Source organism: Rhodococcus sp. A14, from assembly GCF_011603105.1.
In the GTDB taxonomy this organism is placed as follows: domain Bacteria; phylum Actinomycetota; class Actinomycetes; order Mycobacteriales; family Mycobacteriaceae; genus Rhodococcus_F; species Rhodococcus_F opacus.
Genome location: NZ_JAAOQS010000064.1, coordinates 22655 through 46607, shown reverse-complemented (window position 1 = coordinate 46607; position 23953 = coordinate 22655). Strand labels below are relative to the sequence as shown.

The 23953-nt window shown below is 68.0% G+C and carries 28 protein-coding genes; 20 read left to right on the top strand and 8 right to left on the bottom strand.

From position 1 onward, the window contains the following. Positions 1-85: 85 nt before the first annotated feature. Positions 86-1093, bottom strand: a complete 1008-nt coding sequence (locus tag G9373_RS28160) for an anti-sigma-D factor RsdA (protein ID WP_265147372.1) — start codon at positions 1091-1093, stop codon at positions 86-88. Positions 1094-1177: 84 nt separating this feature from the next. Beyond that, the gene (locus tag G9373_RS28155; protein ID WP_155756112.1) at positions 1178-1348 is read right to left on the bottom strand and encodes a hypothetical protein; all 171 of its coding nucleotides are present in this window, start codon (positions 1346-1348) and stop codon (positions 1178-1180) included. Positions 1349-1786: 438 nt separating this feature from the next. Here G9373_RS28155 and G9373_RS28150 point away from each other — a divergent pair, with 438 nt between their 5' ends. Further along, positions 1787-1993 carry a hypothetical protein gene (locus G9373_RS28150; protein WP_025432377.1) on the top strand — a complete coding sequence of 69 codons (207 nt, stop codon included), beginning with the start codon at positions 1787-1789 and terminating at the stop codon, positions 1991-1993. Here the strand turns inward: G9373_RS28150 and G9373_RS28145 are convergent. Continuing rightward, positions 1959-2684, bottom strand: a complete 726-nt coding sequence (locus G9373_RS28145) for a class I SAM-dependent methyltransferase (protein ID WP_005563907.1) — start codon at positions 2682-2684, stop codon at positions 1959-1961. The two genes, G9373_RS28150 and G9373_RS28145, sit on opposite strands and share 35 nt — an antisense overlap. A gap of 475 nt (positions 2685-3159) precedes the next feature. On the opposite strand from G9373_RS28145, the gene G9373_RS28140 reads away from it, so the two are divergent. The 3 genes from G9373_RS28140 to G9373_RS28130 all read left to right on the top strand — a co-directional run bounded on the left by G9373_RS28140 (position 3160) and on the right by G9373_RS28130 (position 6180). Next, positions 3160-3819: a TetR/AcrR family transcriptional regulator gene (locus tag G9373_RS28140; protein WP_005563905.1), complete on the top strand. Its 660-nt coding sequence runs from the start codon at positions 3160-3162 to the stop codon at positions 3817-3819. A gap of 29 nt (positions 3820-3848) precedes the next feature. Beyond that, entirely contained in the window at positions 3849-5042 is a 1194-nt protein-coding gene (locus G9373_RS28135) for a hemerythrin domain-containing protein (protein WP_043788382.1), read from the top strand. A gap of 841 nt (positions 5043-5883) precedes the next feature. Then, positions 5884-6180 (top strand): MTH1187 family thiamine-binding protein, encoded by a 297-nt coding sequence (locus G9373_RS28130; protein WP_009479982.1) that lies wholly within the window; start codon positions 5884-5886, stop codon positions 6178-6180. A gap of 7 nt (positions 6181-6187) precedes the next feature. Here G9373_RS28130 and G9373_RS28125 read toward each other — a convergent pair whose 3' ends face one another. Continuing rightward, entirely contained in the window at positions 6188-7150 is a 963-nt protein-coding gene (locus tag G9373_RS28125) for a YafY family protein (protein WP_054246628.1), read from the bottom strand. A gap of 89 nt (positions 7151-7239) precedes the next feature. Between G9373_RS28125 and G9373_RS28120 the strand changes: the two genes are divergently transcribed. The 4 genes from G9373_RS28120 to G9373_RS28105 all read left to right on the top strand — a co-directional run bounded on the left by G9373_RS28120 (position 7240) and on the right by G9373_RS28105 (position 10191). Next, a complete protein-coding gene (locus G9373_RS28120; protein WP_005563897.1) occupies positions 7240-7656 on the top strand; it encodes a VOC family protein in 417 nt (138 codons plus the stop codon). Beyond that, the gene (locus G9373_RS28115; RefSeq protein ID WP_120659240.1) at positions 7656-8261 is read left to right on the top strand and encodes a YdeI/OmpD-associated family protein; all 606 of its coding nucleotides are present in this window, start codon (positions 7656-7658) and stop codon (positions 8259-8261) included. The genes G9373_RS28120 and G9373_RS28115 overlap by 1 nt, the downstream gene beginning before the upstream one ends. A gap of 50 nt (positions 8262-8311) precedes the next feature. Further along, positions 8312-8869, top strand: a complete 558-nt coding sequence (locus G9373_RS28110) for a DinB family protein (RefSeq protein WP_005563894.1) — start codon at positions 8312-8314, stop codon at positions 8867-8869. A gap of 65 nt (positions 8870-8934) precedes the next feature. Next, a complete protein-coding gene (locus G9373_RS28105) occupies positions 8935-10191 on the top strand; it encodes a serine hydrolase domain-containing protein (RefSeq protein ID WP_120659239.1) in 1257 nt (418 codons plus the stop codon). On the opposite strand, the gene G9373_RS28100 is transcribed toward G9373_RS28105, so the two are convergent. Beyond that, a complete protein-coding gene (locus G9373_RS28100; protein ID WP_120661251.1) occupies positions 10188-10583 on the bottom strand; it encodes an SRPBCC family protein in 396 nt (131 codons plus the stop codon). The two genes, G9373_RS28105 and G9373_RS28100, sit on opposite strands and share 4 nt — an antisense overlap. Positions 10584-10739: 156 nt before the next feature. Between G9373_RS28100 and G9373_RS28095 the strand changes: the two genes are divergently transcribed. The 4 genes from G9373_RS28095 to G9373_RS28080 all read left to right on the top strand — a co-directional run bounded on the left by G9373_RS28095 (position 10740) and on the right by G9373_RS28080 (position 14492). After that, complete coding sequence (locus tag G9373_RS28095; protein WP_005563890.1) at positions 10740-11423, top strand: HemK2/MTQ2 family protein methyltransferase; 684 nt, start codon at positions 10740-10742, stop codon at positions 11421-11423. 229 nt (positions 11424-11652) lie between these two features. After that, a complete protein-coding gene (locus tag G9373_RS28090) occupies positions 11653-12999 on the top strand; it encodes a pitrilysin family protein (RefSeq protein ID WP_005261176.1) in 1347 nt (448 codons plus the stop codon). Positions 13000-13034: 35 nt separating this feature from the next. Next, positions 13035-14141 (top strand): alcohol dehydrogenase catalytic domain-containing protein, encoded by a 1107-nt coding sequence (locus G9373_RS28085; RefSeq protein WP_133986565.1) that lies wholly within the window; start codon positions 13035-13037, stop codon positions 14139-14141. 33 nt (positions 14142-14174) lie between these two features. Continuing rightward, positions 14175-14492 carry a YdeI/OmpD-associated family protein gene (locus tag G9373_RS28080; RefSeq protein WP_133986566.1) on the top strand — a complete coding sequence of 106 codons (318 nt, stop codon included), beginning with the start codon at positions 14175-14177 and terminating at the stop codon, positions 14490-14492. Between the two features lie 22 nt (positions 14493-14514). Here G9373_RS28080 and G9373_RS28075 read toward each other — a convergent pair whose 3' ends face one another. Then, entirely contained in the window at positions 14515-15000 is a 486-nt protein-coding gene (locus G9373_RS28075) for a MarR family transcriptional regulator (RefSeq protein ID WP_005563883.1), read from the bottom strand. 90 nt (positions 15001-15090) lie between these two features. On the opposite strand from G9373_RS28075, the gene G9373_RS28070 reads away from it, so the two are divergent. From G9373_RS28070 to G9373_RS28050, 5 genes are all read left to right on the top strand, one after another. After that, positions 15091-15708: a TIGR03086 family metal-binding protein gene (locus G9373_RS28070; RefSeq protein ID WP_120659238.1), complete on the top strand. Its 618-nt coding sequence runs from the start codon at positions 15091-15093 to the stop codon at positions 15706-15708. A gap of 103 nt (positions 15709-15811) precedes the next feature. Continuing rightward, on the top strand, positions 15812-16570 hold the full coding sequence (gene dapB, locus G9373_RS28065; RefSeq protein WP_005261171.1) for a 4-hydroxy-tetrahydrodipicolinate reductase: 759 nt from the start codon (positions 15812-15814) through the stop codon (positions 16568-16570). Next, positions 16567-17046, top strand: coding sequence for a hypothetical protein (locus G9373_RS28060; protein ID WP_005563881.1), 480 nt, complete (start codon positions 16567-16569; stop codon positions 17044-17046). The genes dapB and G9373_RS28060 overlap by 4 nt, the downstream gene beginning before the upstream one ends. A gap of 29 nt (positions 17047-17075) precedes the next feature. Further along, positions 17076-17534, top strand: coding sequence for a flavodoxin family protein (locus G9373_RS28055; RefSeq protein WP_005261169.1), 459 nt, complete (start codon positions 17076-17078; stop codon positions 17532-17534). Positions 17535-17577: 43 nt separating this feature from the next. After that, a complete protein-coding gene (locus G9373_RS28050; protein ID WP_054246632.1) occupies positions 17578-18810 on the top strand; it encodes a crosslink repair DNA glycosylase YcaQ family protein in 1233 nt (410 codons plus the stop codon). 4 nt (positions 18811-18814) lie between these two features. On the opposite strand, the gene G9373_RS28045 is transcribed toward G9373_RS28050, so the two are convergent. Both G9373_RS28045 and G9373_RS28040 read right to left on the bottom strand, forming a co-directional pair. Continuing rightward, entirely contained in the window at positions 18815-19249 is a 435-nt protein-coding gene (locus G9373_RS28045) for an SRPBCC family protein (RefSeq protein WP_005261167.1), read from the bottom strand. A 102-nt stretch (positions 19250-19351) separates the two neighbouring features. Continuing rightward, a complete protein-coding gene (locus G9373_RS28040) occupies positions 19352-19828 on the bottom strand; it encodes a toxin-antitoxin system HicB family antitoxin (protein WP_005561148.1) in 477 nt (158 codons plus the stop codon). Between the two features lie 400 nt (positions 19829-20228). Between G9373_RS28040 and thyX the strand changes: the two genes are divergently transcribed. From thyX to G9373_RS28025, 3 genes are read left to right on the top strand one after another with little or no spacing between them, the layout of a single operon-like run. Beyond that, the gene (gene thyX, locus G9373_RS28035) at positions 20229-20981 is read left to right on the top strand and encodes an FAD-dependent thymidylate synthase (RefSeq protein ID WP_133986567.1); all 753 of its coding nucleotides are present in this window, start codon (positions 20229-20231) and stop codon (positions 20979-20981) included. A 43-nt stretch (positions 20982-21024) separates the two neighbouring features. Further along, positions 21025-21933, top strand: coding sequence for a 4-hydroxy-tetrahydrodipicolinate synthase (gene dapA / locus G9373_RS28030; RefSeq protein WP_005261164.1), 909 nt, complete (start codon positions 21025-21027; stop codon positions 21931-21933). Beyond that, positions 21930-23936 (top strand): RNase J family beta-CASP ribonuclease, encoded by a 2007-nt coding sequence (locus tag G9373_RS28025; RefSeq protein ID WP_043787119.1) that lies wholly within the window; start codon positions 21930-21932, stop codon positions 23934-23936. The genes dapA and G9373_RS28025 overlap by 4 nt, the downstream gene beginning before the upstream one ends. Positions 23937-23953 lie beyond the last annotated feature (17 nt).

The following is a 23953-nucleotide window of genomic DNA, read 5'->3' as shown; positions in this document are numbered from 1 at the left end:
GCGAAGAGACCGCGCAACCCTCGGGACCGTTGAGAGGCGAGATGTCGAGTCTCCCACAATTTGCCGATAACAATTGGTACGTCAACTACCTATCTGAACGCGAACTGTCCCAACAGCTTCCGTTCTCGGTGTTGCGCGAGCAGGCGGGAATGTCAGGGGTGTGGGCGCATGGTTTCGAGCATGTAGTCGAGTTCGGCGATGGTGCGGTGGGGTGGGAGGGTGAGGATGGGCATCTCGGCGCCTGCCGTGTACCAGTGCTGGAGCTGGTCTCGAGCGGTGTCGGGTGTGCCCCAGACGGTGAGCTCGTCGAGCAGAACATGGGCTGCGGCTGGCACGTCAGCGTCGTCGTGGGTAGCGGCGGCAGTGAAGTGGGCGGCAGTCCGGGAATCTGCAGATCCGTGGGCAGGGTTCCCGGCAACTGCTCGACGCCCGGCGCGGTCGTGGAACCGGGTGTCCCCGGCACCGTGGCCGGCAGTTCGGTGGTCTGTGTCGGCGCGTCGGTGGTGGTGGTACCGGGCGTCGTCGCCGCGGGCGGCGTGGTGGGAGCGATCTTCTCGACCTCCGCGGCGAGCTTCGCACGCCACACGTCGAGTTCGTTGCGCAGGTCGGCGTCACGTACCCCGCCGGAACGGTCTGCGGCGCCCTCGAGCAGGTTCTTCGCCGCCTCCGCGTCGCCCGCGGCGATCAGCCGCTCGGCCTCCTGCAGCTGCGACGTGGTGTCGATCTGCGCGACGGTCGAATCGGCCTGCTGGCTGAATACGACCGACTTGACGCTCCACAGCGGATCGCCGGGTGCGGCGTTGTACGAGAAGATGGTGACGCCACCTATGACGACCGCGATCGCGGCGGCAGCGCCGGCGATGGGTCGCAACAAGCGGAGCTTGCCGCGGGCAGCGCTGCGTGCGGAACGGGCGTCCGAGGCGTCGATCGCCGCGATCACGTCGTCGAGCAGCGGCCCGGTCGGCATCGGCGTCGCCACGATGTCGGCGCGCCAATTGGTCAGCAGAAGCGCGAGCTCGTACTGCTCCGGCGAATCCGTCGCGACAGGACCGCCACCGGCGATCGCGTCGATCAAAGCGTCGTCGCGGCGCACTCGGGCGGTCCTGAGGCCCTGGGCCGGGGTCGACGTTCTTGCGAGGGCATTGCTTCTTCGGGGTGGAAGATCCTCCTAGGTGGATTATCCCACCAGCGCCAGGTACTCGGCGAGGCTCAGCAGTTGCCACACCTCATGCGCTTCCGCAAGCGCGGTCGCGTCGTCCAGCGTGGCCAGTTCGTCGACACCGGCCTTGCGAGCTACCGCGATGCAATCGATCAGTGCGTCGAGCGGTGGTGCCTCACGACTGCGCACGACATCGTCGTTCTTCGCGGGTTGCGCCGACGTACCGGAAGCTCGATGCCGACGTGCGCGCGCTGGAGCGGGTGGTCTGGCGCAGCCGTTCGATCCCGATGAGCGCCATGCAGTCACGCGAGTGGTGCCCACATTCGTCTGCGCACGCAAGAAGCCGCCGGCACCTCACGGTGTCAGCGGCTTCGCTTCCTTCCCAGGCACGCTACGCAATGTAGGTCTGACCCGGGCGGGTGGTGACGGTGCCCGCCAGTGCGCCTCTCGGCAAGTGGTCGCTCGAAGCGACAATTTTCAATGTGGTACCCGGGGCATTGGGTCGAACACCGTCGAGTGTGTCAACGGTTCGCGGGGCAGCGGTATTCCTTCCCCGATGGGCAGCTTTCAGTGGTGCGCTTCGGCCCGTCGGCGCGCAAACTGGAACCAGGAGGTCAGGAGGTCGTCATGCGATTACTACGGGGCCTGCTCGACGTGGTGCTGGGCATCCTCACGGCCATTCTCGGCACGGTGCTGGGCATCGTCGCGGCGGTGGTATGGCTTGTCGGCGGGGTGCTCTGCGTAACAGTCATCCTGCTTCCTCTGGGCCTCCCCGTGGTGAGGCTGGCACGCCGCCTCTTCACCCTCGCCAGGAAGCTGATGCATCTTCCCTGACGCGCAGTGTGAAGAAGATGAACGGTGCCTCACGGCTGAGCCGCTCGAAGTGTTCTGGGGAGCGATCGTGCACCGCCGCACCGGGCCGCGGCTCCGAAATACGTTCGACGGTGAATCCCGCTGCGGTGAATGCGTCGAACATGGCGTGCAACGGCCTGTGCCAGAACTTCATGTGGAACGTCTCGCCGGACTTCACCCATTCCTCGGTGAACTCGTACGTTCCGAGATAATCGCCCTGCCCGGCAAGCCTGAAGTCCACGAACGGGTGATGGGTCGAGATGACTACGTACCCGCCTGGCGCGAGTACCCGGCGGAACTCGGTCAACGGTCTCGACCAATCGTGGACGTAGTGCATCACCAACGACGCGACGACGACATCGAAGATCGATGACCGGATGGGTAACTGCTGGTTGAGATCCGCCCGGATCAACGACACGTCGGGACCCAGGCGCGTTCGGGCGATCGCGAGCAGACCGTTGCTGAGATCGACGCCGGTGACGGCGGCACCGGCGGCGAGGAGTGCACGCGACAGCGCACCGCTGCCGCAGCCCGCATCCAGCACTTTCCGGCCTGCGACGTCGCCGACCAGCGCCAAGGTCGCAGGTCGCTCGTACAACGCGTTGTACACGTTGTTCTCGGTGTCGGCGTCATACGCCGACGCGTACGTGTCGTAGTCGTTGAACGTTGCCACGGTGTGATCATTGCGGATCGGCGCTACCGTCGTGCCCCGACCGCCGCGGCAGCCCTGGTGCCGCCCGGGTCATCCTGCAATTCGACCGGACTCACCACCCGGTGCCGATTGGCAGAGCGCCCCGGTGGGGGAGTCAATGCGCCCCGACGTATTCCTCCCTGCGGTGCAGCATGGCCGCTGCCATTGCGGGGCATCAGCACATGGCCGGCGAGCATCAGGCCGTCGCCGGAGAGCAGGCCGAGCCAGAGCGGCAGGAACAGCACGACGAACGCGAGCGGCGATCGCCGGCCACGAATGCCGCCGCCGTGCCATCCATGCCGTCATCGGGGTGGCCATCGGCAACGAATGCACTTCGACGCGCGCATCGTGGCATGCACGGATGGCCGCTTCGGAGGAGCGAAGCGTGCGGACGGGCCCGCCCGGAAATCGCTTGAACAGTGTTGTATTGAAAACTTGTGCGTTCTAAAATTGGGGTATGGCGACGGTCGAGTACGACACTGCGGAGCCGGGCGGATCTGGGACCCGCCGGTACCGCTCGCCGCTGCGTCGGATGCAGGCAGCCCAGACGCGGGCGGTCGTACTGGAGGCCGCTACCCGGTTGTTCGCCGAGCACGGCTGGGTCGCCACCGGTATGAGGGATGTCGCGCGGGCCGCGGCGGTTTCCGTCGAAACCGTCTACACGACGTTCGGATCCAAGGCGGACCTGTTGAAGTTGGCGCTGGAGGTCGCCATAGTCGGCGATGACGCACAGGTGCCGTTGGCCGACAGGCCCGTCTACACGGCGATCGGTACGGGGCGCACGACCAGCGACCGCATCGAGATGGGTGCGCGCATGATCGCCATGATCAACGAGCGCATCTACCGCCTGGCCATGGCAATCCGCCAGGGTGCGACGGCGGATGCCACGCTCGCAGCGGTGGCCGCCGACCTGGAGGGGCAGCGCAGGCGCTCGGTCGCCGACGTCGCAAATTTGATAATGGGCCACCACGCCGATCCTGGTCAGGTCGACGAACTGTGGGTCCAAACCCACGATCAGGTCTATGCCCTGCTCGTGGACGAATGCGGTTGGAGTCGCCTCCGCTACGAGTCATGGCTGATCGACCGCATCGCAGAAATCTTCGACCGCCCGGTGTGACATACGGGCACCATTGTCTGGAGTAGGTCATGACAACCGAAACTCGGCCTCCCGCCGACACTCGCATCATGCGCATCGTCCACAGCGCGCTGCGCCGCGATATTGCGCGCGCCGCGCAGGTGCTGCGCACAACACCTCCGCCCGCGCAGACTCAGCGGGTCGCCCTCGCCGATCATCTCGCGTGGATGATGCATTTCCTGCACCTGCACCACAGCGGCGAGGACCGTGGACTGTGGCCGCTGGTCCGCGAGTTGAACCCGGCCGCCGGAGCGCTGCTCGACGCGATGGACGCCGACCACACGCGAATCGGCCCCGAGATGGAGCGGGTCACCGCTGCGGCAACCGAATACCGTGCGCATCCGGCGGCCCGAGAAGAACTGTCGCGCTCCCTCGCCGCTCTCGAACAGGTTCTGCTGCCGCACCTGCAGCGCGAAGAGGACGAGATGATGCCGGTCGTCGCCCGCACCCTGACCTGTCGTCAGTGGGACGACGTAGAGCAGCAGGTGTTCATCGCCTCGAAGACCAAGCGGGAGCTGGGGATCGAAGCTCACTGGATCGTCGACGGTGTCGATCGGGAAGACTACGACGTCACCGTTCGCAAAGTCGATCCCGCCACCCGGTTCATGCTGCTCCATACGTTCAAACGACCATATCGGCGGGCTTGCGCCGCCCGGTGGGGCGCCGACCTCGACGTGAGCCCCCGGCTCCACCAGCCACTCCGCACCGAGGGCTCGGCAGAACTGTGGATCGACATCCCGGCCCGGCAGCTGTACGACGCGGTCGCCGACGTCACCCGCATCAGCGAACGGAGCCCCGAGTGCCGCAGCTGCGCGTGGCTACCGGGACGGTCGCCGGGGACCGTGGGCGCCCGATTCCGGGGGCACAACCGCGCACATCACATGCGCTGGTCCCGGGTCTGCGAGGTGACCGCCGCCGATCCGGGGAGGAAGTTCGAGTTCCACACGGTGTCGGATCGGCGCAACCCGCTGTACCACGACTCGACCACCTGGTCATACACATTCAGAGCGGACGGCGACGGGACCCGGGTGACGCACGCGTATCGGATCGACGTACTGCCGTACGGCCCGCTGCTCTCGCTCTACTCACGCCTGCAGCCGCAGCACCGGGACATGCGGCCGCAGATGCAGCAGAATCTCAAGGCGCTGCGGCGGCAGGCGCGCGCCTGCACGCCTAGAGGGTCGTCCCTGCCCCGAACGGCCTAGTGCCCATTACTCGCTGTTATCTGCAGGTGGGGCGTCAGTGTTGCGGTGAGTCATGCTGTGGTCGGCCAGGGTCGGGCGCTTGTCGGCGGGTGCGGATTCTCTGGCTTCGCTACTGTCGCAGCCTCGCGCTTCGGCGGAAACCTGGTGCTCCCAATACGCATCCGATCGTGCCCGTGGTGCCCACGGAACTCCCATGCGAAGTCCTCTCTGTGCGTGTGGCTGGAGGAGATCGCTCTTCCTGTCACGTAGATCGCGCGGGTGGCGGCTTGTCGCGCCACTGCCGAGCCTCCCGGGTGTCTTTCCTTTGTACGCCTCGGCAGTGAGTTCTGTCGTGCCCAGCGGACCGGGTCGGTGACCTTGCAGCTCGGCGATTGGGCGAATTGGACGTAGCGGCCGGCGCGCTCGAGCTCGGGTTCGTTGCCATATCCGGATATGCGGGGTAGACCTGAGGTACGGATCCACGACAGACCAAGGTCGAACCGGAAGAGAAGATTCCACCTCTCGGTCGTGGCACCCAGCACGAGTTGTAGGCACCCACGCAGAAAGCACAGCCCACTAACTGGGCTCAGCGCGGCGGGCTTGCGTCAGACGGGGGGATGTCCGACGCCGAGGCCACATTTCACCCCGCGCAACCATGCAGCTTGGTAACCAGACGTTCGTGCTCGCGGGCGGCGTCCCCTTGATCAGGGGCGCCGTCCGACGTGTGTCTGTGGAACGTCCGGGAACCTCCTCGCTCAGAGGGCCGGTGGATGGAACCTGTTCAGGCGGGCGATCGGGGTGCAGCGGAGACCCGGACGAGATGCTTCGATGGTGGTCTTCGATGCCCAGAGAAGGAGAGCACATGCTGGTGGCATTCAGCGTCAGCCCGATGGGCGGGGATTCCGACAGCGTCGGTGCCGCGGTCGCCGCGGCCGTGCGGGTGGTCCGCGAATCCGGGCTGTCCAACGAGACCACGTCGATGTTCACCACCGTCGAGGGTGAGTGGGACGAGGTGATGGCCGTCGTGAAGCGTGCAACGGACGTTCTGCTGGAACAGTTTCCGCGGGTCAGTCTGGTTCTCAAAGCGGATATCCGGCCGGGGCGGAGCGATCAGCTGCGAGCGAAGGTCGAGACGGTCGAGCGCTACCTGACCGACTGACGCTCGGTCATCCGCCCGCACCATGTTCGCCGGCATAGTGGTGGGCGAGTTCCGTGCCGATCCGGGCGAGCTCGGCCCGGACCGATCGAGGTTCGAGCACCTCGACCATCGACCCCCAGCCGGCGAGGTTCCGGGCGATGTCCAACGGGGTCGGTGCGGCGAGACGGATCCGGGCGCGACCGTCGTCGTCCGCACCGTCGGGGTGGCAGTGCCGCCCGAAGTGATCGCGCAGGATCGGCACGAACCTGGCGTCGATGAGCACGGTCGCCCACGTCGTCGAGCGCCGCTGTTCCACCTCGCCGACCACTTCGTCCCACGCCGCGGCGAGTGTGAAGTCGTCGGGGCGCTCGGCGGGCTGCTCCGTCGATTCGGCGTGGACGATCCGGTCGACCCGGAAGGTCCGCTGTCCCCGTTCGGTCCCGGCCAGGAGATACCAGCTGTCGTCCTTGTCGACGAGACCCCACGGGTCGACCAGTCGCTCGGACCGTTGCCGGGCGCTGTTCGTGTACGTCAGGCGCACTTTCCGGCGCCGAATCACGGCGGCCTGCAGCAGGTCGACCATCTCGGGCCTGCGGCGATCGCGTTCGCCCCACCGGGTGGGATCGATCATGGTGGCACTGGCGGCGGCCTCGGCGTCGGCCCGGAAGGTCTGCGGCAGCGCCCGCACCAGTTTGCGCAGCGCGGCCTTGGCCTCGCCCGAGACGGCGGCCGCCGGGCCGACCAGAAGGAACAGCGCCTGCGCCTCCGTCGCGGACAACCCGCTGAGGTCGGTGCGGGCGCCGCCCACCAGCGACCACCCGCCGCCGCGCCCGGACTGTGGGTATACCGGGATCCCCGCAGCGGACAACGCTTCCAGGTCGCGGCGAGCGGTCGCGACGGACACCTCGAGTTCGTCCGCCACCTCGGCGGCGGTCACTCGACCCCGGGACTGCATCAGCAGAAGGGTGGCGACGAGTCGGTCAGCGCGCATGTCCTCAGTTTCCCTCGAAAAGTGCTCAATTGGTGAGCACTTTGAGTCGGAGGATGAATGTTGTCACCGACCGAGGAAGGGAACCACCCATGTTGCGAGGACTCACCACCGTCAACTTCTACGCCGACGACCTCACCGCCGCCCAGGCCTGGTACACCGAACTGCTCGGAATCGAGCCGTATTTCGTGCGCTCGGTGGCGGGGGCACCCGCCTACATCGAATTCCGGATCGGCTACTACCAGCACGAACTCGGCATCATCGACAGCCGATTCGCGACGCCCGACCGGTCACGCGAAGCCGAGAACACGATGACCTACTGGCACGTCGACGATCTGGAGGCGACCGTCGAGCGGCTGCTGTCCCTGGGCGCCACCCTGCACGGAGAGCCGATCGAACACGGGCCGGGATTCGTCACCGCATCCGTGGCCGACCCGTTCGGGAACATCCTCGGCGTCATGTTCAACCAGCACTACCTGGACATTCTGGCTGCGAAGGCAGGCGCGTGATGGACACCCACGACGTGAACACCGTCGTCGCTCGCACGACCGCGCAATGGCGTGCCTGGCTTTCGGAGAACTGCCGGACCGAGACAGAGGTCTGGCTGATCATCCACCACAAGAACAGCGGAACGCCGAGCGTGCGCTACCACGAGGCGATCGAGCAGGCCCTGTGCTTCGGGTGGATCGACGGCCTGCACCGCAGACGGGACGCCGACAGTTCTCAACTGCGCTTCACGCCGCGCACCCCGCGCAGCACCTGGAGCCGGGTGAACCGGCGGCGCGTGGCGGACATGATCGAGCAGGGACTGATGACCGAGCACGGTTACGCCGCCATCGATCTGGCCAAGGCCAAGGGGACCTGGGAGAACACGGCGAACGGGGACAGCTCGGTCGTCCCCGGCGATCTGCGGGCAGCGTTCGGGCGAAACGACGCTGCACGCGCGAACTTCGACAAGTTTCCGCCGTCTTCGACACGGCTGATCCTGGAATGGATAGCGTCAGCCAGGAAGCCGGACACGAGGCAGCGGCGGATCGAGCGGACGGTCGCGCTGGCGGCGATGAACCTCCGGGCAAATCATCCGGGGGTCCGGGTCCCGGACGGTGTGCGGTAGCCGTCTCGAGATCGACGTCCGATCGGCGACAAGGAGAGGGGAGTCAGGACATGGACTGGCCGCACGAACTTGCCGATCAGCTCAGCTGGCACTGGCAGCATCAGTTGCGTCCCCGGCTGGAGGGGTTGACCGACGAGGAGTATTTCTGGGAACCCGCGACCGATGGCTGGAGTGTGCGCCCGCGCGGCGAGTCGCAGGCGCCGGTCCAGGCCGGGAGTGGCGCGTTCACCATCGACTTCGCCTTCCCCGAACCGGACCCGCCACCGGTCACCACCATCGCGTGGCGGCTCGGGCATGTGATCGTCGGCGTCTTCGGTGTGCGCATCGCCAGTCACTTCGGCGGGCTGCCCGTCGACTATCAGACGTTCGAGTACGCCGGCACCGCGGCCGAGGCGCTCGCGCAACTCGACGAGAACTATGCGGCCTGGTCTGCGGGTGTCCGGAACCTCGGAGTCGAGGGGTTCGCCCGGCCGTGCGGCCCCAGCGAGGGACCGTTCGCGGATTATCCGATGGCGGCGCTGGTGTTGCACATCAACCGGGAGGTCATCCATCACGGCGCCGAGGTGGCGCTGCTCCGCGATCTCTATCTGCGCCGGCCGGTAATCTGACCGGAATCCTGGCCCGCTCCACGGTTTTCACATCCAGTGGCCGCCCGCATCTGCCAAGCTCGGGTATGACACCGAACCGGCGGGTTCTCCTGTTGACGTGCGTCCTCGCTCTCCTGGCCGCGTGCACGTCGAACACCTCGTCCTCCGATTCTTCCTCTTCGGACACGAGCAACGGTTCTGCCGTCTCGTCGGCCGACCCGGCGCAGGCCGATGCGGTGATGAAGATCGTGCGCGACACCATGGCGGAGAGCCACCTGAAGGCGGTGATCGTGCGTGTCACGGTCGACGGCAAGGAGATCGTCACCCAGGCGCTCGGGGAGTCGATGACCGGGGTGCCCGCCACCACCGACATGCACTTCCGCAACGGAGCCGTCGCCATCTCCTACGTCTCCACGTTGCTGCTCCAGATCGTCGACGAGAAGAAGGTGAGCCTCGACGACACGGTGTCGAAGTGGCTGCCCGACATTCCGCACGCCGACCGCGTGACGCTCCGTCAGCTCGCCCAGATGACCTCGGGCTACGTCGACTACGTCATCGGCAACACCGAATTCGCCGAGGCCCTCTACGCGGCACCGTTCCGCAACTGGACGCCTGAGGAACTCCTGGCGTTCGCGACGTCGAAGCCGCTTCTCTACGAACCCGGGACCAACTGGAACTACGCCCACACCAACTACGTCATCCTCGGGTTGGCCCTCGAGAAGATCACCGGTCAGCCGATGACGGAACTCATGCAGGACAAGGTGCTCGGTCCGCTCGGCCTCGACGACACCACGGACCCGGGGACGGCGGCGATCACCGAACCCGTCCTGCACGCGTTCTCGTCCGAGCGGCGCGAGGCCCTGCAGATCCCGCCCGGTGCGCCGTTCTACGAGGAATCCACGTACTGGAACCCGTCCTGGACCATCACCCACGGAGCCATCCAGACCACGAACATCTACGACCTCCACGACACGGCCGTCGCCATCGGCACGGGCGAACTTCTCTCGTCCGAGTCCTATGAGGCCATGGTGTCGACCGACCTGCGCGGCAAGACGACCACCCTGCCCGGCTGCACCACGTGCTTTCCGCAATCGGAGGACTACACCTACGGGCTCGGACTGCCGATCGTGGGCAACTGGCTGATGCAGAATCCGCTGTTCAGCGGATCCGCGGCGGTGGAGGCCTATCTGCCCTCGCAGAAGATCGCCGTCGCCGTCGCCGTCACCTACGAGCCGGCCGCCTTCGACGACACGGGGGCCTACAAGAACGAGGCCGACAGGCTGTTCCGGAAGATCGGCGCTCAACTCGCTCCGGACGACGCGCCGCCGATGGCCGTCGGCTAGCGTTCGCCCGCGACGCGGGCGAGTCGACGGACGAGAGTTCGCACCACCGGGCCGTAGGTGGCGGCGAGCACCGAGTCGAGGGGGCCGGGAGAGGACGTGGTCATCGTGATCCGCGAGCCGGCACCGTGGGCCTCGACGGCGTGATCGAGCGTCATCGGTCCCACCCGCCAGGCCCAGGAACGGCCCGGTGTCTTGGCCGAGATCGACGCGGGAACAGGCACGATCCAGAGCAGTCGCGCCGCTCCACGCCGGCCGGCCTGAACCTCGGGGGACCCGAGACCCCACGCGCCGCGCAGGTGCGGCGCCCACTCGGACCAGCGCGAGGGCCGAGCGACGAGGGCCCACGCGACGCCCACCGCGGCGTCGGAATCAGCTGAGAAGGAATGCGGCACTGCGAACGAATACCCGTTTTCGACCCCGGCAGACACCGCAGACGCGGCTCGGGGAGGGGTCGGACGTGAACACCGGGTGAATTGGCCCGTGTCGAGTTGCATGTAACTCGGGGTGCTGGCCACGCTTGTGGGGAACGGCGAGGGAGGGAGCCGATCATGCTCGTTCGTCTGCCCGGGGTGTATCGCCCCCAGCGTGACACCTGGCTGCTCGCCGAGGTGCTGGCGGCCCGAGATCTCGGACCGGGCACCCGTGTGCTCGATATCTGCTGTGGCACAGGGGTGTTGAGCGTCGAAGCGTGTGCTGCGGGGGCGGGGTGGGTGACTGCGGTCGACGTGTCGCGCCGGGCCGCGATCAGTACCTGGCTCAACGCCAAACTGAACCGCCGGACGATCCGCGTCGTGCGGGGCGACCTGGTGGACTCCGTCCGGACCCTTCGCTTCGACGTGGTCGTGGCCAATCCGCCCTACGCGCCGGCGACGGACGACGGCAGGCCGGGCCGGATACTCGCGCGGGCCTGGGATGCCGGCGTCGACGGGCGGGCCGTGCTCGATCGGATCTGCAGCGAAACCCCCGACCTTCTCGCTCCCGGCGGTACCCTGCTCCTCGTCCAGTCGACGCTCAACGGGGTGGACAAGACACGGGCGATGCTGGAGGAACGGGGACTTCGGGTGGACGTGGTCGCGTCGGAGGACGTGCCGTTCGGTCCCGCCCTCTCGTCCCGCGCGAGGATGCTGGAGGCGAGGGAGATGATCCGGCCGGGCCAGCGCACCGAGCGCATCGCGGTGCTGACGGCGACCGACCTCCGGTCCGGCGACGCCCCACGCCGACCCGGACTCTGACTGCGCCGTCGAACTGTTCTCGCCACGGCGCGCTGGTGAGTGGTTCGAGTGCCTCGCCGCAACCCGGGACACGATGCCCAGGATGTTGTTCGCGCTGTGGCCGTCCTCGGGAACAGCGACTGATCGGGTTCGCAACCACATCGTCGACGCTGGTGAACGACGGCTGGATGCCGCGTGTAAAGTTTGCCGTTCGACGACGCCCAGCTTTCGAGGACTGCTGAACCACTACATGGCCAAGATCGATCGCAGCCGCACTGCCGCACTGACCCAAGCGCCGACCCTCCACGAGCCGGATGCCGGCGTCCGGCGCACCGTGCTCCCCGGCGGACTCCGGGTGGTCACCGAATACGTTCCCGGTGTCCGATCCGCGTCCGTGGGCGTCTGGGTGGGTGTCGGATCACGCGACGAGCAGCCCACGGTAGCCGGGGCCGCGCACTTCCTCGAGCACCTCCTGTTCAAGGCCACGCCGTCGCGCAGCGCCCTCGACATCGCGCAGGTGATGGATGGCGTCGGCGGCGAGCTCAACGCGTTCACGTCCAAGGAACACACCTGTTTCTACGCGCACGTGCTCGACGACGACCTGCCCCTCGCCATCGATCTCGTCAGCGACGTCGTCCTGCGGGGTCGTTGCCGGTCCGCCGACGTCGACGTGGAACGCCAGGTGGTCCTCGAAGAGATCTCGATGCGCGACGACGACCCGGAAGACCTCCTCGGCGACGCGTTCCTGACCGCGCTGTACGGCGACCATCCCGTCGGCAGGCCCGTCATCGGCAGCGTCGAATCGATCGAATCGATGACCCGCACCCAACTCCACTCGTTCCACGTGCGGCGCTACACGCCGCCGCGCATGGTGGTGGCCGTCGCCGGCAACGTGGAGCACGAACCGACGGTCGAGCTGGTCCGGCGCGCGTTCGCCGGGCACCTCGAATCGGCGTCCGAACCTGCCCCCCGACGCGCAGGCACCCTGCGCCTGCGGACGGAGCCGACACTCAGCCTGACCAACAGGGACAGCGAACAGGTCCACCTCTCCCTCGGGGTGCGCGCGTTCGGGCGGCACGAGTCGCACCGCTGGGCGCTGTCGGTGCTCAACGCCGCGGTCGGTGGCGGACTCAGTTCCCGGCTCTTCCAGGAAGTGCGGGAGATCCGGGGCCTCGCGTATTCCGTGTACTCGGGCATCGACACGTTCTCCGACACGGGTGCGTTCTCGATCTACGCCGGGTGCCAGCCCGAGAACCTCGGTGAGGTCACCACGGTGATCCGGGAGGTGCTGTCGAACGTGGCCGCCGAAGGCATCACCGACGCCGAGTGCGCCCGCGCCAAGGGATCGCTGCGGGGCGGACTGGTTCTGGGACTGGAGGATTCGGGTTCCCGGATGCATCGCATCGGTCGCAGCGAGCTCAACTACGGCAATCACCGCAGCATCACCGAAACCTTGAGCAAGATCGACGCGGTCACTACCGACGAGGTGCGCGACGTCGCGCGAGTTCTGCTGCAGCGCCCGTTCGGTGCCGCCGTCGTCGGACCGTATCGTCGCAAGCGTGACCTGCCGGCCTCGGTGCGCGGCATCGTCCGGTAACGAGGATTCGCCGACAACAAGAGGAGAAGCCCGAGATGAAGATCCGTGGAGCGGTACTCGAGGAGATCGGGAGAACGCGCCCGTTCGCCGAGTCGGCACCGATCTCGATCTCCGAACTCGACCTCGACCCGCCCGGCGAGGGCGAGATCCTCGTCCGGATCGAAGCGGCGGGCCTGTGCCATTCCGACCTGTCCGTCGTCGACGGGAACCGGGTGCGCCCGGTCCCGATGCTGCTCGGGCACGAGGCCGCGGGGCGGATCACCCAGCTCGGAGCCGGGGTCGACGACGTCGCGGTCGGACAGCGTGTGGTCATGACGTTCCTTCCTCGCTGCGGTGAGTGTGAGGGCTGCGCCACCGACGGCCGCATGCCGTGCGTGCCGGGGACCAGTGCGAACAACGACGGCACCCTGCTCGACGGGGGAGCGCGACTGCACCGCGGCGGCGATGCCGTGCACCACCACCTCGGGGTGTCCGGATTCGCGACGCACGCGGTGGTCAACCGCCGCTCGGTCGTTCCCGTCGGCGACGACGTCCCCGCCGATGTGGCGGCCGTGCTCGGATGCGCGGTCCTCACCGGCGGCGGTGCCGTCCTCAACGCGGGCGATCCGCAACCCGGCCAGGCCGTGATGGTCGTCGGGCTCGGTGGAGTGGGGATGGCCGCGATCCTGACGGCGGTCTCCCGGGGTGCCGGCGAGGTGATCGGCGTCGACGCCGTACCCGAGAAACTGCAGACCGCACGCGAACTCGGCGCGACGGCCGTCTACACCCCGGCGGAGCTGGAGGAAGCCGGGGTCCGGGCGCCCATCGTCATCGAGGCCGCGGGGAACGCGCGCGCATTCGAATCGGCTGTTCGCGCAACCGCTCCCGGTGGCAAGACGATCACCGTCGGCTTGCCGTCGCCCGACGCGCGGTCGTCGATCTCCCCGCTCATCCTGGTGGCCGAGGCCCGCACGATCATCGGCAGCTACCTCGGGTCGGCGGTGCCGTCCCGGGACATCCCGATCTACGAGGACCTCTGGCGCGCCGGGAAGCTTCCCGTGGAGAATCTCATCTCCTCCCGCATCACCCTCGACGACATCAACCGCGGCATGGACGAACTCGCCGACGGCAGGGCGATCCGGCAGATCATCGTGTTCGACTGACCCGGCGGGCCGGTCGCGGGCAGAATTCTGCCCATGAGGTTCCGCACCACCATCGAGCTGGGCGGCAAGACCGCGACCGGTTTCCGGATCCCCGAGAACCGGGCAGGTGCGGGGGTCGCGGCAGGCGACGAGGTGGACGTCGACGTCGAGCTCGACACCGAACCCAGGTTCGTCACGGTTCCGCCCGACTTCGCCGAGGCGCTCGGCCGGCAGCCGGACGCGGGAAAGGCGTTCGACGCACTGTCGTACAGCAACCAGCGCCGGCACCTGCTGTCGGTCGAGGGGGCCAAGACGGACGAGACGCGGCAGCGCCGGATCGGTAAGGCCGTGGACGCGCTGCGGCACGGCTGAAGGGGAGCCGGCGCGAACTCCGTCAGGTGGAGTCGCCCGGGCGCCCGGTGACGTCTTCGACCGGCAGTGCCGACAGCGCGATCAGGGCGGACACGAAACCCTCGCGGTCGCGCTCCGGCAACCTGGCCAAGAGCCGCTCCTCGCCCTGCCGGATCGCCGCCTGCGCCGAGTCGCGCACGTCGTGCCCGTCCGGGGTCAGCGACAGCAGGCGGGCTCGGCGGTCCGCGGGATCGCGCTGACGGTCGATCAGGCCACGGTCCTGCAGGTCGTCGAGCACGCCGATGATCCGGGTCTTGTCGGCGCCGATTGCCTCCGCCAGCGCGGCCTGGGTGCGCAGCGGGTGCTCGTCGAGTGCCAGGAGCACGACGTATCCCCACATGGTCAGCCCGTGCTCCGCGAGCACGGGGAGTTCCGCCGCCACCAGCGAGCGGTTCAGGGCGGTCGTCATCGCCGCGAGATCGGGGCGGGTGCGTTCGTGCTGTCCGTGCGTCGGGTCGCGGCTGGGCATACCGCAGAAAATACACCTTGACCGATCATCTACCGAGGTAGATGATAAGCGAACGCGTATCAAATCGATTCGAGTGACGAGGTGTCGACGATGGATGTGGACGAGGTCCGGCGCTGGGATATCCGCGCCGTGCAATCGAGTGTGGAGTTCGTGTCGCAGGTGACGCGCGACGATCTGAAGCGCGCGACACCGTGTGCGCAGTGGACTCTCGGGGAACTGCTGGACCACATGACCGTGCAGCACCGGGGATTCGCCGCAGCGGCAGCGGGCGGAGGTCCCGACCCGTCGAACTGGCGGCCGCACGCGTCGGCGGATCCCGTCGCCGCGTACCGCTCGGCGGCCGACACCGTCATCGAGGCCTTCGCCCGGGACGGCGTCGGGGAGCGGCAGTTCTGGTTGCCGGAGATCAGCACCGAGTTCCCGTTCCCCGCAGCCATCGCCGTCGGGTTCCACTTCCTCGACTACGTGGTCCATTCGTGGGACGTCGCCCGGTCGCTCGGGCTCGACTTCGCGCCCGAATCCGGCATGGTGGCCGCGGTTCTCCCGATCGCACGACTCGTCCCGGACGGGGCGGACCGGTTGCGCGAGGGGGCCGCGTTCGCGCCCGGCCTGCCGACCGACCCCGACGCCGCCGATTTCGGTGCGGTGCTGTCGCTGCTCGGCCGATCACCGCACTGGCACCCCGAGTACGAGGCCGGCCGCGTCTGACGGCGAGACGTAGGTCTCCCGCCCCGCCCCTGCGCACCGGCCGGCACCCGTCGGTTGCGTAGGCTTTCGGGCGAATCGTTGTGACTGGACGGAGCGTGGAGAAGTGAGCGCAGCAGCACCCATCAAGGTCGGGGTTCTCGGAGCGAAGGGCAAGGTCGGCCGAGCGATCTGCGAGGCGGTGGAGCAGGCACCGGACCTCGAACTCGTCGCGGAGGTCGATCACGGCGACCGGCTGGAGACATTCGTCGAGGCCGGCACGCAGGTCGTCGTCGACTTCACTCACCCGGACGTGGTGATGGACAACCTGAAGTTCCTCGTGTCCAACGGTATTCACGCGGTCGTGGGCACGACGGGATTCGACGACGCCCGGCTCGACACGGTGCGGTCGTGGGTGTCGGAGCGGCCCGAGGTCGGTGTGCTCATCGCCCCGAACTTCGCGATCGGTGCCGTCCTCTCCATGCGCTTCGCCGAGGCGGCAGCACGATTCTTCGATTCCGTCGAGGTCATCGAGTTGCATCACCCCAACAAGGCGGACGCGCCGTCCGGCACCGCCTACCGGACCGCCGCCCTCATCTCGGAGGCACGCCGCAAGGCGGGCGTCGGACCGAGCCCCGACGCCACGACCACCGAACTGGACGGTGCGCGCGGCGCCGACGTGGACGGCGTGCGGGTGCATTCCGTGCGGCTGGCAGGGCTCGTCGCCCATCAGGAGGTCATCCTCGGCACACAGGGGGAGACGCTGACCATCCGGCACGATTCGATCGACCGCAATTCCTTCGCCCCCGGCGTCCTGCTCGGGGTGCGGGAGATCGGCTCCCGTCCCGGCCTGACCGTCGGTATCGACCCCCTTCTCGACCTGTGAAGGACGGCTCGACCAAGACCGTCGTCACGATCGGACTGCTGGTCGCGGCGCTGGTGTTCTACTTCGTCCTTCTCGGCCGACGCGGGATCGAGCTGATCCAGGCCGGCGGAGCGGCCGCGATCGGCCTGGGTGTCGGCGTCCTGATCCTGCCGTTCCTGGGCGCCTGGATCGTCTACGCCACGCTGCGTGCCGGATTCCAGCATCAGCATCTGTCCCGCCGCATCGCCGACGAGGGGCTCGAACTGGACGTCAGCGATCTGCCGAAGCGCCCCTCGGGCCGCATCGACCGGGACGCCGCGGACGCACTGTTCCGGCAGGTCAAATCCGAATGGGAAGCAGAACCGGACAATTGGCGGAACTCGTACCGCCTCGCCCGCGCCTACGACTACGCCGGCGACCGCGGCAGGGCCCGGGAGACGATGAAACGGGCCGTGGAACTCGAACGCGTCGAACGGGAAGGCGAGCCCGGCCGATAGGAAGCGGGCCCGGTCGTACGCTGACGACTGTGAAGTCACTACTCGTCGTCCACCACACGCCGTCGCCGGTGACCCGTGAGTGCCTCGAAGCCGTGCTGAAAGGCGCGCGGGACCCCGACATCGACGGGGTCGACGTGAAGTCGATTCCCGCTCTCGGCGCGACCGTGCCCGACGTCCTGGCAGCCGATGGGTTCTTGTTCGGGACGTCCGCCAACTTCGGCTACATGTCCGGTGCGCTGAAGCACTTCTTCGACACCGTCTACTACCCGTGCCTCGACGCGGTCGCGGGCCGCCCCTACGGGCTCTGGGTGCACGGCAACAACGACACCGCCGGGGCCGTGAAATCGGTGCAGAAGATCGTGACCGGGCTGGCGCTCACCCAGGTGGCCGAGATCCTGGAACTGACCGGATCGCTCGACGCGAGCGCGCGGGAGCGGTGCTACGAACTCGGTGCGACGGTCGCCGTGACGCTGGCCGAGGACGTCTGACGTCGCGGTGGAACGTGTCGGTGGTTGATGGCAGGCTGCGGGCATGCGTGAGATGACCGCTGCCGCGGCCCGGAGATCGGCGCTCTGGGCGCAGGGGTTCGCCGACCGGAAACCGGCCGGGGCGCCGACGCGCCGGCACGTCCGTTCGGTTCTCGACCGGGTACGGCTGTTCCAGATCGACTCGGTGTCGGTGGCCGTGCGCGCCCACTACGTCCCGCTGTTCAGCCGCCTCGGCGTCTACGACCGCGGGCTGGTCGATTCGGCGGCGTGGTCACATTCGGCCCGCGCACCCCGGATGCTGGCGGAGTACTGGGCGCACGAGGCGGCGTTCATCCCCGTGGAGGACTGGCCGCTGATGCGCTGGCGGATGCACCGGTACCGGCACGGTCGCTGGTCCGGCGAATCCCGCGTACTCGACCGCAATCCCACGCTCGCCGCCGACGTGCTCGACGTGATCGGCGCCGTCGGTGCGTGCAGCGCGAGCGATGTGGAGAAACACCTCGAGGTCGACCGGCCGGACCGCAAGGGCCCGTGGTGGGATCGCAGCGACACCAAAGTGGTGTGCGAGCAACTGTTCGCGTCCGGCGCGCTGGCGGTGGACAAGCGGGTCGCCTTCACCCGTCACTACGACCTGAGCGAACGTGTGCTGCCGAAAGCGATACTCGCCGAGGAAGTCTCGGAGGAGGATGCCGTCCGTGGCCTCGTGCAGCGGTCCGCGCGGGCCCTCGGTGTGGCCACCGAACCCGATCTTCGTGACTACTACCGACTGTCGCCGGCGCAGACCGCCTCGGCCATCGAGGAACTCGTCGAGGACGGGGTGCTCGAACGGGTGGGGGTCCGCGGCTGGGATGCGCCGGCATTCGTCCACCGCGACGTCCGGGTTCCCCGGAAGGTGGAGGGGGCGGCGCTGTTGTGCCCGTTCGATCCGCTGGTCTTCTGCCGTCCGCGGACCGAGCGGATATTCGACTTCCGGTACCGCCTCGAGATCTACACCCCCGCGCACAAACGTGTCCACGGGTACTACGTCTTTCCGTTCCTGCTGAACGGTGAACTGGTCGCGAGGGTCGATCTCAAGGCCGACCGCGCGTCGGGAACGCTCGAGGTGCGATCCGCGTTCGTGGAACCCGACCGGAATCCGGGGTGTGTGGTGGAGGCGTTGCTCCCGGAACTGCGAAGAATGGCAACGTGGTTGGGTCTGGACGACATCCGGGTGGACGATCGCGGCAACCTCGGTGCCCTCCTCGCGGCCGCGGCGGCGCGGCCGCGAGGAGAGTGAGGAACTACAGGCTCTCGACGAACTTCGTCAGGCCCTTGCTCGCCGTCTCGAGTGCCGTCTTCTGAGCCTTCTTCACGAGGAACCCGGGCAGCGGAATCTTCGGGTCGACCGTCAACTCGAACGTGACCTTGGTGCCTGCGCCGGACTCGGTGAGGACGTACGAGCCGTCCTGGGCGTTCTGCTGGCCGCTCTCGACGAGGTGCCATGACACGGTGTCGTCGCCCTCGAACGTGTAGTCGACGACCTGCTCGTCGTTGATCCCGAGGATGGAGACGCTCATTCGGACACGATGGGGGCGGCCGTCGTCGTGTGTGCTCTCGATGGTGACCGACTTGTGGGCCGAGGACCACTCGGGCAGGCGATCCACCGCAGCGATCGCGGCCATCACCGTGGCCGGATCGGCCTTGATCTCGAATTCCTTGACGCCGGAAACGGCCATGTTCTTCGCTCCTTCGAGCCCGTGGCGACTCTCACCGTGTGGCTGATGCGACGTAATTACATCACCGCCGCCGACGGAGGCGTGGAGTGAGTGCGCCGGTGCTCAGAAATTGTCTCTCCCGTTGCGGCGCATCTGGTCCTTGAGTGCGCCCTGGACCGCCTGCGACACCCAGGAATTGAGCGACACCCCGTTCTGGGAGGCGGCTTCCTCGGCCTTCGACTTGATCTGATCCATCAGACGCAGAGTGACGCGGCTGATGTCACCGGTGACGTCATCGAAGGCGGCACCGAGGTCCTCGGCTGTCGTGGTTCCTTCCCCCTCCGGTCCGGGCGCGGTGGGGGTGCGATGCACGTCGACCGCCACCTCGTTGCCGTCCAGTCGCACACCGACGGTGCGATTGCCGAGTTCGGACGTCACCTCACCTGCAAAATCGGTGAGCGCCGAGAGCAGGAGCAGCCGGGCGGCGGGTTCGACCGCGGCGGCGAGCGCCGCTGCCGTCGCCCGCGTCTGCTCGTCGCCGAGTGCGGCTGCTGCGTTCAGGTCGTCTCGCAGCCGGGAGACGTAGATGCCGAGGTCCATGACGCCAGCATGGCGTCATTGGTGACGTCAGTCAAGTTGGCGTGACTTCAGTTGGGCGATGTCGCCCTGCCGCGGGTTGTGCCGGACTCTCGGCGACCGACGGTCCCGCTGCGAGCGGTCCGGCGAACGCCGGGGGAGCGGCCCCGAGAACCGCTGTCCCGAGAACTGCGATCACGACGGCGCGTGCGCGGCCTGTCCGGTACTGCACAGGAAGTCTCCCCACGAATCTGCGGTGTCACCGAAAGTGTGGGCGAGACGAGACTGACACGCGCGGGTGAACACACGGCAACCAGGCCGCTGCCGGAACGGGGCACGCCGAGACCCCGATCACCGCTGCGACTAGGGTCGATGCATTCAGGAGGGACTCCCGACCAGGGAGTTCGGTAGGAGGAACAGCGCAGTGCCGCAGACCGTGCCGCTCAGGGTGCAACTCGTCGCGAAGACGGAGTTCTTTCCGCCGGCGGACATTCCGTGGGAGACCGACGCCGACGGCGGCGAAGCGCTGGCGGAGTTCGCGGGCCGGGCGTGCTACCAGAGCTGGTCCAAGCCCAACCCCCGCACCGCAACCAACGCCGGATATCTGCGCCATCTGCTCGAGGTCGGGCACGAGTCGGTCCTCGAACACGGCACCGTCAGCTTCTACATCACCGGCATCTCCCGGTCCTGCACCCACGAGTTGATCCGGCACCGCCACTTCTCCTACTCGCAGCTGTCGCAGCGCTTCGTACGCGAGAACGACGGCAATGTCGTCGTTCCGCCCGCGATCGCCGGCGACCCCGAACTCGAGGAACTCTTCGCGAAGGCCACCGACGCGAGTCGGGCGGCGTACGGCGAACTCCTCGAGGCCCTCGAAGCGAAACTGGCGGACACCTCCAGCGTGCCGCTGCGCAACAAGCAGGCGACGCAGGCCGCGAGGGCCGTCCTGCCCAACGCTACGGAGACCCGCGTGGTGGTCACCGGCAATTACCGGGCGTGGCGGCACTTCGTCTCGATGCGGGCCACCGAGCACGCCGACGTGGAGATTCGCCGCGTCGCGGTCGAGTGCCTGAGGCAGCTGCAGGCGGCCGCGCCGAATGTCTTCGGCGACTTCGAGGTACTGGACTGGGGCGACGGCACGGAGGTGGCGCGGAGCACGTTTTCCGCCGACGCGTGACTGGTGTGCAAAAGTACCTGGGTCACCGGGTAGCCTTCTGACCATGACCTACGGTGATTCCGCTTCTCCCGTCGAGCGTCCGTTCGGCACCGTGTCCACAGCGATGGTGACGCCGTTCACCTCGGACGGAAAGCTGGACGTCGACGCCGGTGTCCGCCTCGCGGCGTACCTCGTCGACAACGGATGCGACTCCCTCGTCCTCGCCGGTACGACCGGTGAGTCGCCGACGACCACCGAGAACGAGAAGCTCGAGCTGCTCCGGGCAGTGATCGACGCGGTGGGCAACCGCGCGAAGATCATCGCCGGCGCAGGCAGCAACGACACCGCGCACAGCGTCGAACTCGCCCGTGACGCCGCCCGCGCGGGCGCGCAGGGCCTCCTCGTCGTCACCCCCTACTACTCGCGTCCGCCGCAGGCCGGACTGTTCGCGCATTTCACCGCCGTCGCCAACGCCACCGACCTTCCGGTCATGCTCTACGACATTCCACCCCGCTCCGTGGTCCCCATCGAGACGGAGACCATCCGGCGCCTCGCCGAGAACCCGCGCATCGTCGCGGTCAAGGACGCCAAGGGCGACCTCAACGCGGGCGCCGAGCTGATCGGCACCACAGACCTCCAGTTCTACTCGGGTGACGATCCGCTCAATCTGCCGTGGCTGTCGGTGGGCGCGACGGGATTCGTCAGCGTCATCGGGCACCTCGTGCCCGGCCGGTTGCGCGAACTGCACACGGCATTCGCGGCCGGTGACATCGCCCGCGCCCGCGCGATCAACCTCAGCCTGATCCCGGTCATCCGCTCGGTGGCGCGTCTCGGCGGCGTCAGCGCGTCGAAGGCGGGTCTGCGCCTGATCGGCCTGGACGTCGGCGAACCCCGGTTGCCGCAGGTGGCGCCCACCCACGATCAACTCGACCTCCTGGCCGCCGATCTGCACGCTGCGGGGGTGCTCGCGTGACCCGACCGCCTCGTCGTCGCAGCGCCAGCCGTCAGGCCGGTCCCCCTTCTCCCACCGCGAGCGAGCCGACCAAGGCGGCGCCCGTGGCCGCCGAGCCGCCGAAGTCGGCGCCGGTCGTCGCCGAGCCGCCGAAGTCGGCGCCCGTCGTCGCAGACCAGCCGTCGGCTCCGAAGTCAGCGCAGGCGAAGTCCGCGCCCGTGAAGACCTCCTCCACGAAGGGCGGCGCCGCCAACAAGTCGTCGTCCCGGTCCGGCAGGCGCGGCGGCGGCAACAAGCGTCAGGACGCCCGGCCGGCTTCGGTCGATCCGACGGCCCGGCTCGGCGCCCCGCCGAAGGCTCCGTTCAAGGGTCTGCGGGTGGTGGCGCTCGGCGGTATCGGCGAGATCGGTCGCAACATGACCGTCTTCGAGCACCAGGGCAAGCTGCTCATCGTCGACTGCGGTGTGCTGTTCCCGGAAGACCAGCAGCCGGGTGTCGACCTGATCCTCCCGGACTTCCGGCACATCGAGGACCGGATGGACGACGTCGAGGCCGTGGTCCTCACGCACGGCCACGAGGACCACATCGGCGCCATCCCGTTCCTGCTGCGCCTGCGGCCGGATCTGCCCGTGGTGGGTTCGCGGTTCACGCTCGCACTCGTCGCGGCCAAGTGCCGTGAGCACCGCCAGCGCCCCAACCTCGTCGAGGTCGTCGAGGGGCAGCGCACCGATCACGGTCCGTTCGAGTGCGAATACTTCGCCGTCAACCACTCGATCCCCGACGCCATCGCCGTCGCGATCCGGACCGACGCCGGAGTCGTGCTGCACACCGGTGACATCAAGCTCGACCAGCTGCCGCTCGACGGCAGGCTCACCGACCTCGCCGGCTTCTCCCGTCTCGGCGACGAGGGTGTCGACCTGTTCCTCGTCGACTCCACCAACGCCGAAGTGCCAGGCTTCGTCACCCCCGAACGTGAGATCGGGGGAGTGCTCGACAACGTGATCGGCAAGGCGAAGCAGCGCGTGATCGTGGCGTCCTTCGCCAGCCACGTGCACCGCATCCAGCAGGTGGTCGACGTCGCCCACCGGTACAACCGGCGGGTCGCGTTCGTGGGCCGGTCGATGGTCCGCAACATGCAGATCGCGCAGGATCTCGGATATCTGAGCGTGCCGGACGGCCTGGTGGTCGACATCGACACCGCGGCCAACCTGCCCGACGACCGGCTCGTCCTGATCTCCACCGGCTCGCAGGGCGAACCGCTGTCGGCGTTGTCGCGGATGGCCCGCGGTGAGCACCGGCAGATCAACATCCGGGCCAACGACCTCGTCGTGCTGGCGTCCTCGCTGATCCCCGGCAACGAGAACTCCGTGTTCGCCGTCGTCAACGGACTCGCCAAGCGCGGCGCCACCGTCGTCACCCAGCAGAGCGCGAAGGTGCACGTCTCCGGCCACGCATCGGCGGGCGAGCTCCTGTACCTGTACAACGCGGTCCGGCCCACCAACGCCATGCCGGTCCACGGCGAATGGCGTCACCTGCGCGCCAACGCCGCCCTCGCGAAGGCCACCGGCGTGCCGGAGGACCGGATCGTGCTCGCCGAGGACGGGGTGGTGGTCGACATGGTCGACGGTCTCGCCGAGATCGTCGGGCAAGTTCCCGTCGGACACGTCTACGTCGACGGACTGTCCGTCGGCGACGTCGGCGACTCCACGCTGTCGGACCGGCTGGTCCTCGGCGAAGGCGGGTTCATCGCCATCAACGTCGTCATCGACGACCACACAGGACGCGCGGTCAGCACCCCCGAGGTGTCCGGACGCGGATTCTCCGACGACCCCACGGCCCTCAAGGACGCGGCGCAGCTGGTCGAGGCGGAACTCCTGCGCCTGGCCACCGAGGGCATCAACGACGCCCACCGCATCGCCCAGGCGATCCGGCGCGTCGTCGGCAAATGGGTGGCGGACAAGTACCGTCGCCGGCCGATGATCGTCCCGACCGTCATCGCGGTACCGTCGGCCGAGGGCAAGTAGTTCTCCGGCAGGTAGAT

Bases quoted from the DNA above. Each gene is read 5' to 3' on its own strand.
- G9373_RS28130 (WP_009479982.1), top strand. From the start codon at position 5,884: ATGCTGGTGGCATTCAGCGTCAGCCCGATGGGCGGGGATTCCGACAGC.
- G9373_RS28095 (WP_005563890.1), top strand. From the start codon at position 10,740: ATGCTCGTTCGTCTGCCCGGGGTGTATCGCCCCCAGCGTGACACCTGG.
- G9373_RS28075 (WP_005563883.1), bottom strand. From the start codon at position 15,000: ATGCCCAGCCGCGACCCGACGCACGGACAGCACGAACGCACCCGCCCC.
- G9373_RS28050 (WP_054246632.1), top strand. From the start codon at position 17,578: ATGCGTGAGATGACCGCTGCCGCGGCCCGGAGATCGGCGCTCTGGGCG.
- G9373_RS28090 (WP_005261176.1), top strand. From the start codon at position 11,653: ATGGCCAAGATCGATCGCAGCCGCACTGCCGCACTGACCCAAGCGCCG.
- G9373_RS28125 (WP_054246628.1), bottom strand. From the start codon at position 7,150: ATGCGCGCTGACCGACTCGTCGCCACCCTTCTGCTGATGCAGTCCCGG.
- G9373_RS28115 (WP_120659240.1), top strand. From the start codon at position 7,656: ATGGACACCCACGACGTGAACACCGTCGTCGCTCGCACGACCGCGCAA.
- G9373_RS28135 (WP_043788382.1), top strand. From the start codon at position 3,849: ATGACAACCGAAACTCGGCCTCCCGCCGACACTCGCATCATGCGCATC.
- G9373_RS28085 (WP_133986565.1), top strand. From the start codon at position 13,035: ATGAAGATCCGTGGAGCGGTACTCGAGGAGATCGGGAGAACGCGCCCG.
- G9373_RS28120 (WP_005563897.1), top strand. From the start codon at position 7,240: ATGTTGCGAGGACTCACCACCGTCAACTTCTACGCCGACGACCTCACC.
- G9373_RS28150 (WP_025432377.1), top strand. From the start codon at position 1,787: ATGCGATTACTACGGGGCCTGCTCGACGTGGTGCTGGGCATCCTCACG.
- G9373_RS28080 (WP_133986566.1), top strand. From the start codon at position 14,175: ATGAGGTTCCGCACCACCATCGAGCTGGGCGGCAAGACCGCGACCGGT.
- G9373_RS28070 (WP_120659238.1), top strand. From the start codon at position 15,091: ATGGATGTGGACGAGGTCCGGCGCTGGGATATCCGCGCCGTGCAATCG.
- G9373_RS28040 (WP_005561148.1), bottom strand. From the start codon at position 19,828: ATGGACCTCGGCATCTACGTCTCCCGGCTGCGAGACGACCTGAACGCA.
- G9373_RS28110 (WP_005563894.1), top strand. From the start codon at position 8,312: ATGGACTGGCCGCACGAACTTGCCGATCAGCTCAGCTGGCACTGGCAG.
- dapA (WP_005261164.1), top strand. From the start codon at position 21,025: ATGACCTACGGTGATTCCGCTTCTCCCGTCGAGCGTCCGTTCGGCACC.
- G9373_RS28045 (WP_005261167.1), bottom strand. From the start codon at position 19,249: ATGGCCGTTTCCGGCGTCAAGGAATTCGAGATCAAGGCCGATCCGGCC.
- G9373_RS28105 (WP_120659239.1), top strand. From the start codon at position 8,935: ATGACACCGAACCGGCGGGTTCTCCTGTTGACGTGCGTCCTCGCTCTC.
- G9373_RS28140 (WP_005563905.1), top strand. From the start codon at position 3,160: ATGGCGACGGTCGAGTACGACACTGCGGAGCCGGGCGGATCTGGGACC.